General features: G+C 43.0%; 11 protein-coding genes and 1 tRNA gene. 9 read left to right on the top strand and 3 right to left on the bottom strand.

The features are described from left to right. Positions 1–13 precede the first annotated feature (13 nt). From M8E35_RS06750 to M8E35_RS06730, 5 genes are all read left to right on the top strand, one after another. Entirely contained in the window at positions 14–1,279 is a 1,266-nt protein-coding gene (locus M8E35_RS06750; RefSeq protein WP_252468075.1) for a 2-hydroxyacyl-CoA dehydratase subunit D, read from the top strand. After that, positions 1,272–2,390: a 2-hydroxyacyl-CoA dehydratase subunit D gene (locus M8E35_RS06745; RefSeq protein WP_252468073.1), complete on the top strand. Its 1,119-nt coding sequence runs from the start codon at positions 1,272–1,274 to the stop codon at positions 2,388–2,390. The genes M8E35_RS06750 and M8E35_RS06745 overlap by 8 nt, the downstream gene beginning before the upstream one ends. A gap of 210 nt (positions 2,391–2,600) precedes the next feature. Then, a complete protein-coding gene (locus M8E35_RS06740; protein ID WP_252468071.1) occupies positions 2,601–3,989 on the top strand; it encodes an FAD-binding oxidoreductase in 1,389 nt (462 codons plus the stop codon). A gap of 2 nt (positions 3,990–3,991) precedes the next feature. After that, the gene (locus M8E35_RS06735) at positions 3,992–5,296 is read left to right on the top strand and encodes a (Fe-S)-binding protein (protein ID WP_252468069.1); all 1,305 of its coding nucleotides are present in this window, start codon (positions 3,992–3,994) and stop codon (positions 5,294–5,296) included. 171 nt (positions 5,297–5,467) lie between these two features. Then, entirely contained in the window at positions 5,468–5,710 is a 243-nt protein-coding gene (locus M8E35_RS06730; protein ID WP_252468067.1) for a hypothetical protein, read from the top strand. Positions 5,711–5,872: 162 nt separating this feature from the next. Here M8E35_RS06730 and M8E35_RS06725 read toward each other — a convergent pair. The 3 genes from M8E35_RS06725 to M8E35_RS06715 form a co-directional block, all read right to left on the bottom strand. Further along, positions 5,873–5,956 (bottom strand) — tRNA-Leu (locus M8E35_RS06725). A gap of 94 nt (positions 5,957–6,050) precedes the next feature. Next, positions 6,051–6,431: a DUF4363 family protein gene (locus M8E35_RS06720; RefSeq protein WP_252468066.1), complete on the bottom strand. Its 381-nt coding sequence runs from the start codon at positions 6,429–6,431 to the stop codon at positions 6,051–6,053. A gap of 6 nt (positions 6,432–6,437) precedes the next feature. Next, complete coding sequence (locus M8E35_RS06715) at positions 6,438–7,145, bottom strand: DUF421 domain-containing protein (RefSeq protein ID WP_252468065.1); 708 nt, start codon at positions 7,143–7,145, stop codon at positions 6,438–6,440. Positions 7,146–7,403: 258 nt separating this feature from the next. Between M8E35_RS06715 and tig the strand changes: the two genes are divergently transcribed. From tig to lon, 4 genes are all read left to right on the top strand, one after another. After that, a complete protein-coding gene (tig, locus tag M8E35_RS06710) occupies positions 7,404–8,687 on the top strand; it encodes a trigger factor (protein WP_252468064.1) in 1,284 nt (427 codons plus the stop codon). A gap of 43 nt (positions 8,688–8,730) precedes the next feature. Then, the gene (clpX, locus tag M8E35_RS06705; protein WP_252468063.1) at positions 8,731–9,996 is read left to right on the top strand and encodes an ATP-dependent Clp protease ATP-binding subunit ClpX; all 1,266 of its coding nucleotides are present in this window, start codon (positions 8,731–8,733) and stop codon (positions 9,994–9,996) included. A gap of 266 nt (positions 9,997–10,262) precedes the next feature. Next, on the top strand, positions 10,263–12,011 hold the full coding sequence (gene lonB / locus M8E35_RS06700) for an ATP-dependent protease LonB (RefSeq protein ID WP_252468062.1): 1,749 nt from the start codon (positions 10,263–10,265) through the stop codon (positions 12,009–12,011). Between the two features lie 81 nt (positions 12,012–12,092). After that, positions 12,093–14,513, top strand: coding sequence for an endopeptidase La (gene lon, locus M8E35_RS06695; RefSeq protein ID WP_252468061.1), 2,421 nt, complete (start codon positions 12,093–12,095; stop codon positions 14,511–14,513). Positions 14,514–14,777: the final 264 nt, after the last annotated feature.

Raw genomic sequence — 14,777 nt, 5'->3', positions numbered from 1 at the left:
AGAGGTAGGGTAAATGACTGATACAACAAATATGATGGCAAAAGAATTGTTAGGTTTCTATCAAGAAGAATTGTACGAAGAAGCGAGACGGGCAAAAAAAGAAGGGAAACTTGTTTGTTGGTCTGCATCTGTTGCTCCTTCGGAGCTTTGTGTTACTATGGATATTGCTATGATATATCCTGAAACACATGCTGCGGGTATTGGTGCAAGAAAAGGTGCATTAGATATGCTTGAAGTTGCAGATGAAAAAGGCTATAACCTGGATACTTGCTCTTATGCAAGAGTAAATCTTGGTTATATGGAACTTTTAAAAGAAGAGGCTTTAACAGGAAAAACACCAGAAAAGCTTGAAAAAACCCCAGCGGCAAGAATACCACTTCCCGATCTTCTAATAACATGTAACAACATTTGTAACACATTGCTTAAGTGGTATGAGAATCTTGCCGTTGAGTTAAATATTCCTCTCATCATAATTGATGTACCATTTAACCATACAATGCCCATTCCACAGTATGCTAAGGATTATATCGCGGAACAGTTTAAGGATGCTATTACTCAGCTTGAGGAAATTTGTGGTAAGAAATTCGACTATGACAAATTTTTGAAAGTACAGGAACAAACGCAACGTTCTGTTGCCCAATGGAACAGAGTTGCTTCTTTGTCATCACATAAACCATCACCTTTAAATTGTTTTGATCTTTTCAACTATATGGCACTTATAGTTTGTGCAAGAAGTAAAGACTACGCAGAAATTACATTTAAAAAGTTTGCAGATGAACTTGAAGAAAATCTGAAAAATGGTATCTACGCGTTTAAGGGAAGTGAACAAAAGCGTGTAACTTGGGAGGGTATAGCTGTTTGGCCACACCTTGGACATACATTTAAAGGATTAAAGAATCTTGGCAATATAATGACAGGTTCAGCCTATCCTGGTCTGTGGAATCTTTCTTATACACCAGGTGATATGAGTTCAATGGCAGAAGCTTATACTAGAATTTATATAAATACTTGTCTCGATAACAAAGTTAAGGTTCTTAGTGACATAATTAGTGGAGGAAAGTGTGACGGTGTTGTTTATCATCAGAACAGAAGCTGTAAGCTAATGAGTTTTCTAAATGTAGAAACTGCTGATATGCTACAAAAAGAAAATGGTTTACCCTATGTAAGCTTTGATGGAGACCAAACTGATCCTCGTAACTTTGCTCCTGCACAGTTTGATACACGTGTACAGGCATTAGATGAAATGATGAAGCAGAAAGAGGGAGTTTCTAATGAGTAGAATTGAAAGTATTATAAGTGAATTATCTTCAATTTCAAATAATCCCAAAAAGGCTATGGAAGATTATAAGAAAGAAACTGGCAAAGGGTCAGTAGGTGTTATGCCTTATTATGCTCCTGAAGAAATAATTCATGCTGCAGGTTTTCTTCCAGTAGGTATTTGGGGAGGACAAAAGAGTATTTCTAAAGCCCGTGCATATTTACCTCCATTTGCTTGTTCAATTATGCAATCCGTTATGGAAATGCAGCTTGAAGGTGTATATGATGATTTAGAAGCTGTACTTTTCCCCGTTCCTTGTGACACTTTAAAATGTCTTAGCCAAAAATGGAAAGGAACATCACCTGTCATCGTATTTACTCATCCTCAAAACAGAAAACTTGAAGCAGCAAATAAGTTTCTTGCTGAGGAATATAGGCTTGTTCGTGAAAAACTAGAAAAAATATTGAGTGTTCAGATTTCAGATGAGGCACTAAACAATAGCATTGAAATTTATAACGAAAATCGTAAAGTAATGCGTGAATTTACAGACATAGCTGCTAATTATCCTAACATTATTGATCCAATAAAACGTCATGCTATTATAAAAGCAAGATTTTTTATGGAAAAATCTAAACATACCGCTATGGTAAAAGAATTGAATTCAGAGCTTATAGCTTTACCTGTGGAAGCCTTTACAGGTAAAAAGGTTGTTTTAACAGGAATTATGGCTGAACCAAATGAAGTATTAGACATTTTAAAAGATAACGGTTTTGCTGTTGTGGCAGATGACCTGGCACAGGAATCAAGATTGTTTAGAAATGATGTTCCGTCAGGTACAGACCCACTATATCGATTGGCTAAATGGTGGCAAGAATTCGATGGTTGTTCTCTTGCTGTCGATACGAAAAAATCAAGAGGTCCCATGCTTATGGATATGGTTAAAGTATATAAGGCAGATGCAGTTGTGGTTTGCATGATGAAGTTCTGTGACCCTGAAGAATTTGACTATCCAATCTACTATAGACAGTTTGAAGAAGCTGGAATTAAGAGCTTATTTATAGAAATTGACCTAGAAACAACATCCTTTGAACAAACTAAAACCAGAGTTCAAAGTTTTAGTGAAATGCTGTGATTTCTAAGTTAATAGAACTTTAAGTTATATCTCTTGTTGCTTGTTTGTAGCATGATTTTGTGGGAAGAGGTAGTATTTGACCCTTCCCACTTTGTTTGTTCAGTAGAGAATTATATCTACTTATTGAAGTTTCGCTTAAATTGAATTAGTAAATAATTAAGTGGTCTGACAGGCGTGCCATATTCGAAGCGTTATAAAGGAGGTATAAGGATGTTAGCTCGTGAAGTCTTGGAAGAACTTGTTCGAGTGCTCGGTCGTGAAAATGTCCTCACAGAGCAGGAAGACTTATTGACCTATGCTTATGACGCAACTGCGGCGATGAAACATCATAAGCCGGATGTTGTGGTTGCACCTCTATCGACAGAACAGGTGGCAGATGTCGTGAAAATCGCCCTGCGTTACCATGTCCCTATTTATACACGTGGTTCCGGAACGAACCTTAGTGGGGGAACTATTCCCATTGAAGGGGGTATCGTTCTCTCCATGCTCAACCTCAACAAAATTCTGGAAGTAGACCAGGATAATTTAACGGCAACAGTTCAACCTGGGGTGATCATTCAGGCTCTCAATGATGAAGCGGCAAAACACGGCTTATTGTATCCTCCGGATCCCGGTACAGTCACTACAGCAACTATGGGGGGCTCGGTTTCGGAGTGTTCGGGTGGATTGCGTGGTCTGAAATACGGTGTAACCAAACATTATATTATGGGCCTGCAATTGGTCTTGGCGAATGGAGAAGTCATTCGTTGGGGCGGAAAAACGGTAAAGAACGTGACAGGGTATGATTTAGTGGCTCTCTTTACTGGGGCTGAAGGAACGTTGGGGATTATCACTGAAATAATCGTCAAACTAATTCCGGCTCCGGAAGCACGTAAGAGCATTTTAGCGGTCTTTGATGACGTTGATAAAGCTGGGAGGGCCATCGCAGCCATTATTCGCAATAAAGTTATTCCGGCGACACTGGAGATCTTGGATAATGTGACTATTCAGACCGTGGAAAACTTTGTGCATGCGGGACTCCCGATGGACGCGGAAGCGGTCCTCTTATGTGAAGTGGACGGCTACAAGGAAGTTGTCGTACGAGAAGCTGTTTTGGTGGAACGAATTTTGAAAGAGGAAGGAGCCGTTCAGGTAAAAATAGCTAAAGATGATAAAGAGCGCGACCTTTTGTGGTTGGCTCGTCGTAGCGCGCTTCCTGCTCTCGCTCAAAAACGACCGACGACCGTACTTGAAGATGCGACCGTTCCCCGGAGTAAAATTCCGGATATGCTTAAAGCAATCCGTAGTATTGCGACAAAACACAATCTGCAAATTGCTACATTCGGGCATGCAGGAGACGGAAATCTACATCCCACAATTTTAACAGATGAACGCGATTTAGAAGAAATGAAAAGAGTGCACCTAGCAGTGGACGAGATTTTCGAAACGGCGCTAGCACTTGGAGGAACCCTTTCCGGTGAACATGGGATTGGTATCGCCAAAATGAAATATCTTGACAGGGAATTTGGAGAAGCAGGTGTGGCGGCCTTGCGGCGCATTAAAGAATCCCTGGATCCCAACTATTTGTTGAACCCTGGGAAGATTGTAAGGAGGGACTGATCGTGTCCGTATATGATTCACTGGATTCGATTACCGAAGAACTCCATAAATGTATGAAATGCGGAAATTGCATGGCGGTATGCCCCATTTACAAGGAAACACGCCAAGAAGTCGGAGTTGCAAGGGGAAAGATTAGTTTAGCGGAATACATTCTCTCGGGCGAAATAGAGATGACTAAGGGAATGGGAAATCGTTTTTCCCTTTGTACGACCTGTATGGCTTGTAATACCAACTGTCCCTGTGGGGTTCGGTTTGATAAAATTATTCTTGCAGCAAGAGCGGAATCCGTCCGTAAAAAAGGGCTACAGCCGGTCAAAAAAATTGCCTTTACTGCGTTGAAAATGCAGCGGGTGTTTGATTTCGGGATGAAGGCGGGAAGTATCTTCCAGGGTGTTGCCTTAAAAAACATACCAAATAGACACAGCAAATTAGCACGTATGCGCGTGGATGTTGGGATAGGTAAGGAGAAAGTGTTCCCAATGTTGTCCAAGAAGACCTTGCGTTCCGAGTTCCCTCAAGTGATTACGGTTAAAAACCCAAAGATGAGAGTTGGGTTCTTCACGGGCTGCATGATCAACTATTTTTACACGGACATCGGCAGAGCGGTGATCGAGGTGCTTACGGAAAATGACATCGAAGTTGTCATTCCTAAGTTCCAGGCTTGTTGTGGTATCCCAGCCTCGGTCAATGGGGATGTGGCTTCAGCACGTACTTTGGCCAAACGCAATTTGCGGGCGTTTGAGAGAATGGGGGCGGATGCCTTAGTTGTCGCCTGTTCTTCAGGTGGTACTGCTTGGAAGCATGTTTTTGGAGAGCTGCTTGAAAATGATCACGAACTTAAAGCCTTGGCGGATAAATGGGCTAAAAAATCCTATGATATTTCTGAGTTCCTGATTCATCAAGTTCCCTTTAAGAAAGAAGGCTTGGGTCGAGTAGCGCGTAAAGTGACGTATCATGAACCTTGTCACTTAAATCGTGGACAGGGGATTAGTAAAGAACCGCGGGAAATTTTAAAAAGCATTCCCGGTGTGGAATTGATTGAAATGAAAGAGCCGGGTCGTTGTTGTGGTATGGCTGGATCATTCAGCCTTGTACACCCGGATCTCTCCGGACAAATTTCTGATCGCAAAACAGCAGATATCCAGACGACCAATACGGATACAGTAGCAACGGGTTGTCCGGCTTGTCGGTTGCAGCTGCAAAGTGGGGTCGAAAATGCTGGATTTGACGAAGAAGTATTGCATACTGTTCAAATCTTGGCTGAGTCTTATCGAGTCGGTAAGGGAGAACTAAAACGTTCTAAATAGTTGGAATAGTTGGAATGATGGAAACGCTTTAAATAAGTGTTTCCATGCTTTTTGTAAGAATATTAGGTTTTGTTTTGCCTAAGTGATATGTTACACTAAGAAAGCAACTAAAGTATTAGGAGTAAACCCGTAACAAGCTTATCGAATAAGTAGGTTGAAGGATTTGTAAAAATGATCGTAGTTAAAACCCAGCGGAATTCGTCCTTAAGCAGAGGTTCAGAAGGAGTAAGTGCTGGTCCGTTAGCGGTAATCACCGAGTACCCAATAGTTTTCAGATTGCCAAATGATAATAGTTATAATAAATATGGATATTATCTAAATTCTTTTAAAAATATACAAAAAAATATACAAGCTGTTTATTACATAGGCGGAACAGCTGTTGTACCAGATGGTTCTGAAGATATCTTTAATTAGTTCATTTGATTATTTAGGAGAGCTGTCAAGGCTCTCCTTTTTGATTAAATGGAAAATGTACTGCTTAAAGACTCTAGCGCGTAGGACGTCCATAAATCCAATGCACAAACACAAAAAAAGCAGTTTACCCTTTTATAGGTCAACTGCTTTAAACTAGCTAATTGGTGCGAGAGACAGGACTTGAACCTGCACGGTTTACCCGCTGGAACCTAAATCCAGTGCGTCTGCCAGTTCCGCCACTCTCGCAAAATAATTGTTGCAACAGAGAGAATTCTACCATAATTTTTAGGGTATGACAAGTGTTAGGTTTTTACAGTTTTAAATTTTATTAATATTTAGATCAAAGAACGTTCTTTAAAGTAAACTTTTCCTTGTCATGAAGGTTCTCAAATAAAAGTTTCAAGGTTGACACTTCAGCGAGGGAAAGTGTGACATCTTGCCTGGCAAGGAGGCTTTCTAAGCGACTCAGGCTGATATCAATCGTATCGATTTCTTCATGATCGAGGAGAATGCTCCACCAGGTGTTGTTTTTCTCCCAACTTTGTTGAACAGTGCTCAATTCCTTTTGGGCCCCCTCCCATTTTTGAATTGAGATGGATTGTTCGAGAAGCTCAAGATGCTCCCCTGCTGTCTGAGTCGTGGTTTGAATATACCGATAGGAAGTAAAAGAACCTCCTAATAATAGCATGACAATGACAACGATGGTTAAAAGGGTGCGCAACGGGTTTCACCTCACACTATGGTTTGATGGGTTTGATTTTTTCGTTGCCTTAGCTTGCACGTAGAGTTTTCCTGAGGAATCAAGGCTGGCAATGAGGACATCTTCGATCTGAGAAATCTTTTGTTTTTCGAGTTCGCTTTTTAACCAGTCCAGATCTTTCTTGCTTTGCTCTAAGTAATTCTTTTTTAGTTTGCCATCCATGATAATCGTGAGCGGCAGTCCTTCGTATGGCGGTTTTATACCGAAATCCTCTGGGATAGACGGCCTTTTTTGTGCCTTAGGAAAAACGCTTACTTGTCCGTTATTTTCTAAAATAGCAAATTCTACGTCGGCGATGTTCGGGACGTTATTTAAGCGAAGTTCTTCTAGCAGATCGCTGATGTTATAACAGTTTTTATTTAGTTCCTTCTCCGAAATCTTTCCGTGATCGATGAGAATACTTGGTCTGCCACAAATAATATCTCTAGCCCTTTCACTCTTCAAGGAAATGTAGGCTAAGGTTTGGCTTGCAGAGAGGAGAACCAGAATGGGTATAATGCCACTGAGGAGTGGAACCCCGACGTTTTCACTTGGTACAGCAGCCAGCTCGGATATCATGAGAATAACAACTAACTCAAAAGGCTGTAATTGGCCGATTTCCCTTTTTCCCATTAGGCGCAGGGCAATGATGACTACTATGTATAGAATAAGGGTTCTGACAACAACAATAAGCATGTTGGTCTCCTTTCTTTCATGCTGCGGAGATATTTTTATAAAGATTATTTTACCCTGAATAGTTAGAGTTATCCGTGACGCACTGCTCAAGGATTGATCATTTGATTACGAGAAGTAAGTCTGGTATAATTGATTAGTAAATTTTATAGATGTATTTGGCTTAAGCGGGGGTTTGTAGTCTTTAAAAAACGGCAAGACTAACGAAGTATCCACAGCTGCCTTGCACATATACTAAACAGTGTTTAAGGGGGAGAACATATGTCAGTCTCAGTAGAAAAGCTAGAAAAAAATGTTGTAGCTTTGGAAGTTACCGTTGAAGCCGAAAAATTTGTCAGTGCGGTGAATCAAGCAGCCAAAGTATTAGCTAAAAAAGTGAATGTTCCAGGGTTTCGCAAAGGTAAAGCTCCACGTCGCATGGTTGAACTACACGTTGGAAAAGAAGCCCTTTATGATGAAGCGTTAGATCATTTAATTGGACCAGCATATGCTGAAGCAGTTATCGAAAGCGGTATCGATCCCGTAGATCGTCCGAACGTCGATTTAGTTCAAATCGAAGAAGGTAAAGACTTGATTTTTAAAGCAAAAGTCATGGTCAAGCCGGAAGTTGAACTTGGAGACTATAAAGGACTTAAGGTCGAACAAGGGGCAGCTGTTGTCACTGAAGAAGAAGTAATGGAAGCGCTGAAAAGCAAACAGGAACAGCACGCTCGCCTTATCACCCTCGAAGAGGGCAAAGTGGAAAATGATGACACTGTCACGTTAGACTTTGAAGGGTTTACTGACGGAGTTGCCTTCATTGGCGGTAAAGCTGAGAACTATGAACTTGTCATCGGATCTGGAACGTTTATTCCAGGTTTTGAAGAGGGTTTAATTGGTACTGAAATAGGGCAACCTGTTGATGTCAACGTTAACTTCCCAGATGAATATCATAGTGCAGAGCTTGCAGGAAAAGAAGCTGTCTTTAAAACACTCATCAAAAAAATTCAGCGCAAAGAACTTTCAGCACTAGATGATGAATTTGCAAAAGATGTTAGTGAATTTGAGACTCTGGATGAATTGAAAACCGATTTGCGGAATAAATTAATGAAGACCACCGAAGTAAGAGTTAAAGACGAACATGCAAAAGCGATCGTTGCTAAAGTGGTAGACAATGCCAGCGTCGAAATTCCTGAAGTTATGATTACTGAAAGAATCAGAGTAATGTTGGATGATTTAAGCCGCAATCTTGCCCAGCAAGGCATGACCCTCGAGCAGTATTATCAGTATACGAACTCAACCGAGGAGGTTATGCAGGAGCAAGTGCGCCCTCAAGCTGCTGAAAGCGTCAAAATGGATTTGGTTTTAGAAACTATTGCTAAAGCAGAAGGAATTGAGGTCACGGAAGACGAAGTAGACGAAGAGATCAAGAAAGTAAGTGAGCGTCACGGACAAGACGCTGCATTACTCAAACAGACCCTTATAGCGCGTGGGGAGCTCCCGTTCTATAAACAAAGCATGACTAGTCAGAAGACCGTCAGCTTCTTAGTAGAACAGAACACCTAAACCCGACGCCTTGGGGGGAATTCTGAGGTATAGAGGTGAGAGGATGGCAAAGTACACCGAAGACAAAAATCAACTCAAGTGTTCATTTTGCGGCAAGACCCAGGAACAAGTCAAAAAATTAGTTGCTGGTCCGGGCGTTTATATTTGTGATGAATGCATAGAACTTTGTAATGAGATTATCGAGGAAGAGCTTACGGATGATTTGGGCGTTGAGATCGGAGACATTCTAAAACCCAAAGAAATTCGGGCGATCATTGACCAATATGTTATTGGCCAAGAACAAGCGAAAAAGGCACTTTCAGTCGCAGTCTACAATCACTACAAGCGAATTAACTTGGGCATGAAAATTGATGACGTAGAATTACAAAAATCAAATATTATCATGTTGGGACCCACAGGTTCAGGAAAAACTTTGTTGGCCTCCACGCTGGCTAAGGTTCTTAATGTTCCCTTTGCAATTGCAGATGCTACGTCACTAACCGAGGCAGGCTATGTAGGTGAGGATGTTGAGAATATCCTCTTGAAATTAATTCAAGCTGCTGACTACGATGTGGAAAAAGCAGAAAAGGGTATTGTGTATATCGACGAGATTGATAAGATTGCCCGCAAATCTGAAAATCCCTCCATTACCCGAGATGTCTCTGGCGAAGGAGTTCAGCAAGCCTTGCTGAAGATTCTTGAAGGGACGGTTGCCAGTGTACCTCCGCAAGGCGGTCGCAAACATCCCCACCAAGAATTTATTCAGTTAGACACCACGAATATTTTATTTATTGTCGGTGGAGCTTTTGACGGGATTGAAAAAATCATTCAAAACCGAGCCGGACAAAAAACCATGGGTTTTGGCGCCACTATTCCCAACAAGGTCAATTTGAATGTCGGTGAAACTTTGAAAGATATACTGCCCATTGACCTTCAGAAATTTGGGTTGATTCCGGAATTTGTTGGGCGTTTACCCGTCATTGTAACCCTGGAGGCACTGGATGAAGCAGCCTTGGTTCGAATACTGACAGAACCCAAGAATGCACTCATTAAGCAGTACCAAAAGTTAATGGAGCTTGATGGTGTAACCCTAGAGTTCAAAGATGCAACCCTCACCGCGATAGCTTCCGAAGCGATTCGCAGGAACACCGGAGCGCGAGGACTTAGGTCGATTCTTGAGGATCTCATGCTCAACGTCATGTATGATTTGCCTTCGCGTAATGACGTTTCAAAATGCGTCGTTACACCGGAAGTGATCATGAAGAAAGAAGAGCCCCTTTTAGTTATGACGGATAAAGTTAAAAAGGGTAAAAAAGAAGAATCCGCTTAAGTAAAGTGTGATATACAGTTTTTAAGGCTTTACATTTACTGAAGTTTGGTAAGGTGTGTCGAAGTTGTATATCGACATTACACATGGAATATTTTGCCCAGTAAGTTTACTGGGCATCTAATAAAGTTCAGTTGAAAAATACTAAACACCGGGTTGCTTTATATAAGCATCCCCGGTGTTTTTTTTCTTGTCCTCCTTTCTAAGGGTTTTTTCCCCACTTTATGGCAATACTAACTAAGAGAGATTGCTAGGAGGGAAATTTGTGCATGAATGGACTCAGCGGAATAGTCATGATGGTTCAGTTAATATTTGCCGTTGTGATTGGGCTTTACTTTTGGGGAATGCTCAAGTCTCAACAGGGAAATAAAGTCTCCGTAGAACGAGAATCACGCAAAGAACTAGAAAAACTGCAAACTATGCGAAAGATTGCTTTAACTACCCCTTTATCAGAGAAGACACGACCCGTACATTTTGAGGAAATCATTGGGCAAAAAGAAGGAATTAAAGCCTTGCGAGCTGCCTTATGCGGCCCAAATCCACAGCATGTACTCATCTATGGGCCTCCCGGTGTCGGCAAAACGGCTGCCGCTCGATTAATCTTAGAAGAGGCTAAGAAAAATACTCTGTCTCCATTTAAAGGAAGTGCCCATTTTACTGAAATTGATGGTGCAACTGCACGTTTTGATGAGAGGGGAATTGCAGACCCTTTGATAGGCTCAGTTCATGACCCCATTTATCAGGGGGCGGGTGCCATGGGTTTAGCGGGAATTCCACAGCCTAAACAGGGAGCCGTCACCAAAGCACACGGCGGGATTTTATTTATCGACGAAATTGGTGAGCTTCATCCAATTCAAATCAACAAGCTTTTAAAGGTTTTAGAAGATCGTAAAGTAACCCTAGAAAGCGCCTATTACAGCTCGGAAGACCTTAATATTCCACAACATATTCATGATATATTTCAAAACGGTCTGCCGGCGGACTTTAGACTTGTGGGGGCAACCACTCGGAGCCCGGATCAAATTCCGCCTGCCATCCGCTCACGGTGTATGGAGGTTTACTTCCGGGGATTGCTTCCGGATGAAATAGCAGAAATCGCTCATGTAGCTGCAGCCAAGATGGAAATGCCCATTACCCCGGCGGCTGTTGAAGTAATCAAACAGTTTGCGAGTAATGGCCGGGAAACCGTAAATATGGTTCAACTTGCCGCAGGAGTGGCCCTCACCGATCAATTGCCGGAGATTAATGTGGAAATTGTAGAATGGGTTGTAGCAACTGGCCAATACGCTCCCCGGCCGGATAAAAAAGTGCCAACAGAGCCATGTGTTGGGGTTGTGAACGGTCTTGCCGTCTATGGTCCAAATATGGGAAGACTTCTAGAGTTAGAAGTCACGGCTCTTCCTGTAACTCCGGGCACCGGCGAACTCTTGGTGACGGGGATTGTGGAGGAAGAAGAACAAGGGGATTCAGGGAAGAAGTTTCGACGTAAAAGTATGGCTCGAAGTTCAGTGGAAAATGTCTTGACTGTTTTGAGACGGCAAATGGGAGTGGAACCTAAAAATTTTGATATCCACGTCAACTTTCCGGGCGGAGGTCCTGTAGACGGTCCCTCTGCGGGAATTGCGATTGCAACCGCTACAGTGTCAGCTATACGCCAACAAAAAGTTGACAATTATTTGGCTATGACTGGGGAACTCTCCATTCGTGGGCGAGTTAACCCTATAGGGGGCGTTGCGGCTAAGATTGAGGCTGCCAAACAGGCCGGGTGCAAACGAGTTTTGATTCCTAAAGAGAATTATCAAGAACGTTTTTCAGAGTTTAAGAACGAGATAGAAATTATTTCAGTGGAAGAACTCTCAGAAGTTCTGGATCTTGCGCTGACCCCAAAAATTAAGCTGGAGAAAGTCGAGACACGGCCTCCGATTGAAGAGGTTTTAAGCAGATTGGATTTTGGAGTGGTTAATAAGGCGGTTACAAACATAGTCGCCAATTTGCCTGATCAAGGCAAAACATGTTAGAATAGTTCAAGATAAGTTTGGCACACTAAGCTGTAGTGTGTCTTTTTTTCACAAGATTTTTTCAAAATGGGGGGATATTCGTTGATAAAAGAACGTGAATTACCATTACTCCCGTTACGTGGGATTCTTGTTTTCCCTTATATGGTCATTCATTTGGACGTAGGCAGAGAACGGTCTATGGCCGCGATTGAAAAAGCCATGCTCGATGATCGAATTATACTTTTAACGTCACAAAAAGAGACAGAGATTGATTCTCCAAATCCGGATGATTTGTATGAGATGGGCACAATTGCTGAAATAAAGCAACTCCTAAAACTTCCTGGAGGCACTATGCGGGTCTTAGTCGAAGGGATTTCGCGAGGCCGAATTCTTGAATTCCTTGAGGAAGACGAGTATTTTAGAGTGCGCGTTGAGGAATTAGAAGAGGAAACGAAATCTCTGACGCCGGAGTTAGAGACACTGGTGCGAGGAATGACCCATCAGTTTGAAGAATATGCCAAACTGGGCAAAAGGGTTCCCCTAGAAACCATTGGAACAGTGTTAGCCGTTGAGGAACCCGGACGATTAGCAGATATTGTGGCATCCCATCTTAACCTGAAGGTACCGGATAAACAAACAATTTTAGAGGCTATGTCAGTCGAGCTGCGCGTGGAACGTTTAACGGAACTTATAATGCGCGAGATTGAACTTTTGGAATTGGAACGGCGCATCGGGCAAAGAGTTCGTAAGCAAATGGATAAAGCGCAAAAAGAATACTATTTGCGGGAACAAATGAAAGCGATCCAGAAAGAGCTTGGAGATAAAGATGAGCGTCAAGCTGAGGCGGAAGAATACCGAGAGAAAGTAGCCAAGGCCAAATGCCCCAAAGAAGTTGAGGAAAAAGCACTTAAGGAAATTGACCGTTTAGAGAAAATGCCTCCTTCTTCTGCAGAGGGTACGGTGGTTCGTACTTATTTAGATTGGCTTTTAGTCCTGCCCTGGAACAAGTCTTCCAGAGACAAAATTGATTTGAGTCGGGCAGAGGAAATTCTGAACGAAGATCATTATGGTTTAGAGAAAATCAAAGAGCGAATTTTAGAGTTCTTGGCAATCCGTAAACTAACACCGAAAATGAAAAGTCCAATTCTATGCCTAGTCGGACCTCCTGGAGTTGGGAAGACCTCCTTGGCCAAATCGATTTCCAGATCCCTAAATCGAAAGTTTGTGCGCATGTCATTGGGCGGATTGCGTGATGAGGCTGAGATTAGGGGGCATCGACGCACTTATATTGGGGCGTTGCCAGGACGAATCATTCAAGGGTTGCGTACCGCCGGAACTCGTAATTCTGTCTTTCTTCTAGATGAAATCGACAAAATGTCATCGGACTTCCGTGGTGACCCTGCTTCTGCTCTGTTAGAAGTGTTAGATCCAGAACAAAACAGTACTTTCACAGATCACTATTTAGAAGTGCCCTTTGACCTCTCCCAAACTCTGTTTGTGTTGACGGCTAATACTTTACACACGATTCCTCGCCCGCTCCTTGATCGGATGGAGGTAATTACCCTAAGTGGGTATACAGAAGATGAGAAGGTCAATATCGCTAGCCGTTATCTCGTTCCTAAACAATTAGAAGCCCATGGACTTACCAAAGAAGTCTTTACTTTGGAGGAGGATGTCCTGCTCAAACTAGTTCAAGGGTATACCAGAGAATCAGGAGTACGGGGTCTTGAGCGACAAGTCGCCAACCTTTGTCGGAAAATAGCTGTCCGCTGGGTGAAGAAGGAATGGGAACCTCATACTTTAACGGTTGAAGATTTACAATCCACGCTGGGAGTTCCGCGTTATCATTTCCAAGTAGCGGCTAAGGCTCCTGAAATCGGGGCAGTAACGGGACTTGCCTATACGGAAGTAGGCGGGGTCGTTCTCACGGTAGAAGTAACCCCTCTGCCGGGCAAAGGAAGGTTAACCTTAACCGGCCAACTAGGGGATGTTATGAAGGAATCGGCTCAGGCAGCCTGGACCTTTATTCGGGCATATGCCCTTCAACTGGATATTGAAGAAGACTTTTATGACCGAACCGATCTACATATCCACGTTCCGGAAGGTGCAACACCTAAGGACGGTCCTTCTGCGGGAATTACCATGGCCACTGCAATGGCATCTGCCATAGCAAAGCGATCAGTTCGATCGGATCTCGCTATGACTGGTGAAATAACCTTGCGTGGCAACGTGTTGCCTATTGGTGGCGTAAAAGAAAAGGTTTTGGCAGCCCACAGGGCAGGTATTAAAGTGGTACTTCTTCCTGAGGAAAATCGCAAGGACCTGGAAGATGTTCCGGAGAATGTTCGCAAAGTCATGGAATTTCACTTTGTCAGCCGAATTGAAGAAGTGTTGAAGCTTGCGCTTTTGCCGCTGGCTCATTCGGATAAACTTCAGAAGGATATGCCGGTTCATTCTGTGTATGGACAGGGCGGGATACCGGATACGGTGCCGAGATCAGAGGAGAGGCCGACGACCTGCTAGGGAGGGTCGCGAGACACGTCCTCGGCCATGCGCTCGTCGTGTGATCGCGACCCTCTTGGGTTGAGGACGAAGGCACGGGAGACGGTTCTGGGGAGAGGGTCGCGTCACACTTGTTCAGCCGTGCGGTCGTCGTGCCAAACTAGGGCTTTAATCCGAATGAAAGAGGGCAGGGTTCCCGGCCAATGCGACGTCCCTGTCGCAAGGCCGGCGGAAAACGTCCCTGTTTTCCGCCCTGCTGGATGAAAGCGGATTAAAGCCGAGTTT

It is taken from the genome of Desulfosporosinus nitroreducens (genome assembly GCF_023897015.1).
In the GTDB taxonomy this organism is placed as follows: Bacteria; Bacillota; Desulfitobacteriia; order Desulfitobacteriales; family Desulfitobacteriaceae; genus Desulfosporosinus; species Desulfosporosinus nitroreducens.
Note: the sequence above shows the minus strand (reverse complement) of the source record. Positions and strands in the feature narration are given on the sequence as shown.

Excerpts from the sequence above, each read along its gene's own strand:
- tig (WP_252468064.1), top strand. The coding sequence starts at position 7,404 with ATGTCAGTCTCAGTAGAAAAGCTAGAAAAAAATGTTGTAGCTTTGGAA.
- M8E35_RS06745 (WP_252468073.1), top strand. The coding sequence starts at position 1,272 with ATGAGTAGAATTGAAAGTATTATAAGTGAATTATCTTCAATTTCAAAT.
- lonB (WP_252468062.1), top strand. The coding sequence starts at position 10,263 with ATGAATGGACTCAGCGGAATAGTCATGATGGTTCAGTTAATATTTGCC.
- M8E35_RS06730 (WP_252468067.1), top strand. The coding sequence starts at position 5,468 with ATGATCGTAGTTAAAACCCAGCGGAATTCGTCCTTAAGCAGAGGTTCA.
- M8E35_RS06715 (WP_252468065.1), bottom strand. The coding sequence starts at position 7,145 with ATGCTTATTGTTGTTGTCAGAACCCTTATTCTATACATAGTAGTCATC.
- M8E35_RS06750 (WP_252468075.1), top strand. The coding sequence starts at position 14 with ATGACTGATACAACAAATATGATGGCAAAAGAATTGTTAGGTTTCTAT.
- M8E35_RS06740 (WP_252468071.1), top strand. The coding sequence starts at position 2,601 with ATGTTAGCTCGTGAAGTCTTGGAAGAACTTGTTCGAGTGCTCGGTCGT.
- clpX (WP_252468063.1), top strand. The coding sequence starts at position 8,731 with ATGGCAAAGTACACCGAAGACAAAAATCAACTCAAGTGTTCATTTTGC.